The 2,970-nt window shown below is 54.2% G+C and carries 3 protein-coding genes and 1 pseudogene; all 4 read right to left on the bottom strand.

Annotated features, from left to right (window positions below):
- Positions 1 to 185: pseudogene (locus BM100_RS22130) on the bottom strand (ParB family protein); the annotation flags it as partial.
- Positions 175 to 1,551: an SPI-7-type island replicative DNA helicase gene (dnaB-PI, locus tag BM100_RS22125; protein WP_092514959.1), complete on the bottom strand. Its 1,377-nt coding sequence runs from the start codon at positions 1,549 to 1,551 to the stop codon at positions 175 to 177. The gene dnaB-PI and the pseudogene BM100_RS22130, both read right to left, overlap by 11 nt.
- The gene (locus tag BM100_RS22120; RefSeq protein ID WP_092514958.1) at positions 1,535 to 1,924 is read right to left on the bottom strand and encodes a hypothetical protein; all 390 of its coding nucleotides are present in this window, start codon (positions 1,922 to 1,924) and stop codon (positions 1,535 to 1,537) included. Before BM100_RS22120 ends, dnaB-PI begins: the two co-directional genes overlap by 17 nt.
- On the bottom strand, positions 1,921 to 2,808 hold the full coding sequence (locus BM100_RS22115; protein WP_092514956.1) for a ParA family protein: 888 nt from the start codon (positions 2,806 to 2,808) through the stop codon (positions 1,921 to 1,923). The genes BM100_RS22120 and BM100_RS22115 overlap by 4 nt, the downstream gene beginning before the upstream one ends.
- Positions 2,809 to 2,970: the final 162 nt, after the last annotated feature.

The following is a 2,970-nucleotide window of genomic DNA, read 5'->3' as shown; positions in this document are numbered from 1 at the left end:
GACGCTTTGATATCGTCAAAGCGCGGATTCCGGCTGGTGCGGGGGTTATCAGGATTGGGACGGAGTTGATCCAGCGTCAGTATCATCGGCATTTCTGCCATCGGTTGACTGTCATGGATTGTGGCCATTGCCTGACGCCCTTGTTGTAACAGGGCATGGCCTAAATTGAGGTGCTTACCGGTCATCGCTTATCCCCCCGCCAGATATATCCTGAAAACGGGTGTACTTACCGTTAAATTGCACACGCACCGTGCCCGTTGGCCCTTGACGCTGTTTACCGATGATGATCTCGGCAATCCCTGCCTCCGGGGACTCCGGGTGATAAACTTCATCGCGATAGAGGTGCAATATCAGGTCGGCATCCTGCTCCAGCGAGCCGGAATCCCGTAAATCACCGTTGTTGGGGCGTTTATCAGAACGATTTTCGACTTGTCGATTAAGCTGGGACAGCGCCAGTACCGGGCAGCCCAGCTCTTTGCCCAACGCTTTCAGGCTGCGGGAAATCTCCGCAATCTCCTGTGTCCGATTTTCCTGCCCGGGGGCACTCATCAGCTGAAGATAATCCACCATAATCAGAGCGGGGTTGCCGTATTTGCGGGTATAACGGCGGGCGCGGGCACGCAGTAATGCAGGCGTCTGGTGACTGCAATCATCGATAATCAACCGCTGATCCCAGCGGGAAAACTGCTCCAGACTCTGGCTGATGCGGCCCCACTGCTCATCATCCAGTATCCCGCTGCGCAGGGCGCTCAGGGAAACCCCGCCTTCCATGGCGGTGAGACGCAACATCAGTTGTGCCGTCGGCATTTCCAGACTGAAAATCTGCACCACCGCATTTTCCTGAAGACGCAGGGCTCCGAGGCAACAGGCCAGCCCCAGTGCGGTTTTACCCATGGAAGGACGAGCGGCCAGCAAAATGAGATCCCCGGCCTGCAAGCCACAGGTTTTTTCATCCAGCAGCTGAAATCCGGTGGGGGTTCCGGTTATCCCGTTGCTGCCCTGTATGCGTTCCAGATGGGTGATCAGACTGTCTGCCCCCTGTAACAGGGTCATTTCCTGCTGCTGCCGGGCTGCTCCTTTTTCCGCCAGATTAAACAGCTGGCTTTCCGCCTGCGCAATCAGGGTGTCTGACTGAATAGTTGGCTGAAAGACGTCCGCGCTGAGGGATTTTCCCAGCGCCAGTAGCTGACGTAACCGGCTTTTTTCCGCCACAATACGGGCATACTCTTCAATATTGGCGGCACTCGGCGTGTTTTTGCACACTTCGGCCACATAAGCAAAACCGCCAACCTGATCGATTTGCCCGCGTTGGGTCAGTATGTCGGTCAGGGTGATCAGGTCGAACGGGCAGTTTTGTTCACTCAGTTCCGCGATGGCCTGAAACAGGATCCGGTGGGCCGGGAAGTAAAAATCGTCGGCAACCAGTAACAATACCACCGTATCCCAGCGATCATTGTCCAGCACCAGTCCGCCCAGTACCCCGACTTCGGCATAGGCATAGCTGGGTGCCTCTTCGCTGATGATCTTCAATTGTTCATGCGTCATCCCCATCGGCGACCTCCTGACTGACCGCATTCAGGGCGGCGATTAAACGTTGTTGCAAATGAGGCGCGGAAACCCAGAACAGTACCTCTTTTTCGGTCAGATACTGCGGCTGGTCATTTTCCCAGCCACATTCCAGCAAGGCTAAATCCGGAGACGCATCAGGGCACATAGCCTGCCTGCGCAACTCTGCTTCATTACGGGGGTAATAGTGCTCTACCTCGTGGGGGGAAATGTCGAGAATAACGGGTAACAGCAGCTGAAGTTTCGCCTGTGCGGTTTCACGATCCGGCGCACCCACAAAAACAAACCATTCATCATCACTGAACAATAATTCAATCGTCTCATAACGAAAGCAGACGGCACGCCAGATAACATTCATTGCGCCTCTCCCGTCGGTTGCTCAATCAATACCGCATCGAATTTTTCTGCCCATAAGGGCACTAACTCGCAGGCAAGGCGATGCATGGTGATCGCCGCCGCCGGGCTTTTACGGGTGGTTTTATATTCCAGTCGATGCACCGGCTGGGCACGGACATGCCCCAGTTTGTAGATATCCAGCAGGTCTATCCGGGTGTCCAGCAGTTGGTAAACCTGCCTGCCGCCCAGTGCGGAAGTGTCATAGCGCTGATTATGAATAATATCGGTCAGCTCATTCAGCGTATCCCGGTCAAGGTTCGTGCCTTCAATCCCGTTGACCAGTATCTGAATAGCCGGCAGACGGACACCGTAGTTTTCAAAAGGCCGGAGCCGGGTCAGCATCCGCAGGGTGCCACGCAGGAACTCGCGGACGTCAGGCAAAATGGGCTTGATAACCCCCAAAACGCCCTGCGTAGCCGCCAGTACAACCAGTTCGCTCATCACGCCGGTCGCCCCTTTGGAATCAATGAAAATAATATCGTACTGACTGAAGAGCGGGTGTTGCAGGACATTGCGCAGGCGTAAACGACCGTCGGGGGCATGCAACATCGCGGTTGGTAGGAGTTCATCGGGATCGTTGGAGATCAGGATATCCAGATTGTTGATGGCCGAACGGGAAATGATCTGCTCAGGCTGATTCAGATCCACTGTCTGCATCAGCAATTCATACAGCCCGGCGGGGGCTTCGTAGTTCAGGGGAAAAATACTGCTGGCAGTGGGTTGTGAATAATCCGCATCAATCAGGAGACCCCGAAAACCGGCATCGGCAAAAAAACCGGCTAGGTTAGCGGCGTGGGTCGATTTGCCTTCGCCCCCTTTGGGGGAAATTATGGGAAGAATTATCATTTTGTGTACCAGAATCGGTACACAAGGCAACAACAATCAAATAGTTAACATTCTTTCAACTTAGCAGGGGATTGAAAATCCCCGTGTCGGTGGTTCGATTCCGCCTCCGGGCACCACTTCAACTTCCAGTGAAGTACAGCCCAATCAAATAATTCATATCAA

This window comes from Xenorhabdus mauleonii, assembly GCF_900113945.1.
Taxonomy (GTDB): domain Bacteria; phylum Pseudomonadota; class Gammaproteobacteria; order Enterobacterales; family Enterobacteriaceae; genus Xenorhabdus; species Xenorhabdus mauleonii.
Note: the sequence above shows the minus strand (reverse complement) of the source record. Positions and strands in the feature narration are given on the sequence as shown.

What these genes read in the sequence shown, in the direction of transcription:
- dnaB-PI (WP_092514959.1), bottom strand. Translation starts at nt 1,551, where the DNA reads ATGGGGATGACGCATGAACAATTGAAGATCATCAGCGAAGAGGCACCC.
- BM100_RS22120 (WP_092514958.1), bottom strand. Translation starts at nt 1,924, where the DNA reads ATGAATGTTATCTGGCGTGCCGTCTGCTTTCGTTATGAGACGATTGAA.
- BM100_RS22115 (WP_092514956.1), bottom strand. Translation starts at nt 2,808, where the DNA reads ATGATAATTCTTCCCATAATTTCCCCCAAAGGGGGCGAAGGCAAATCG.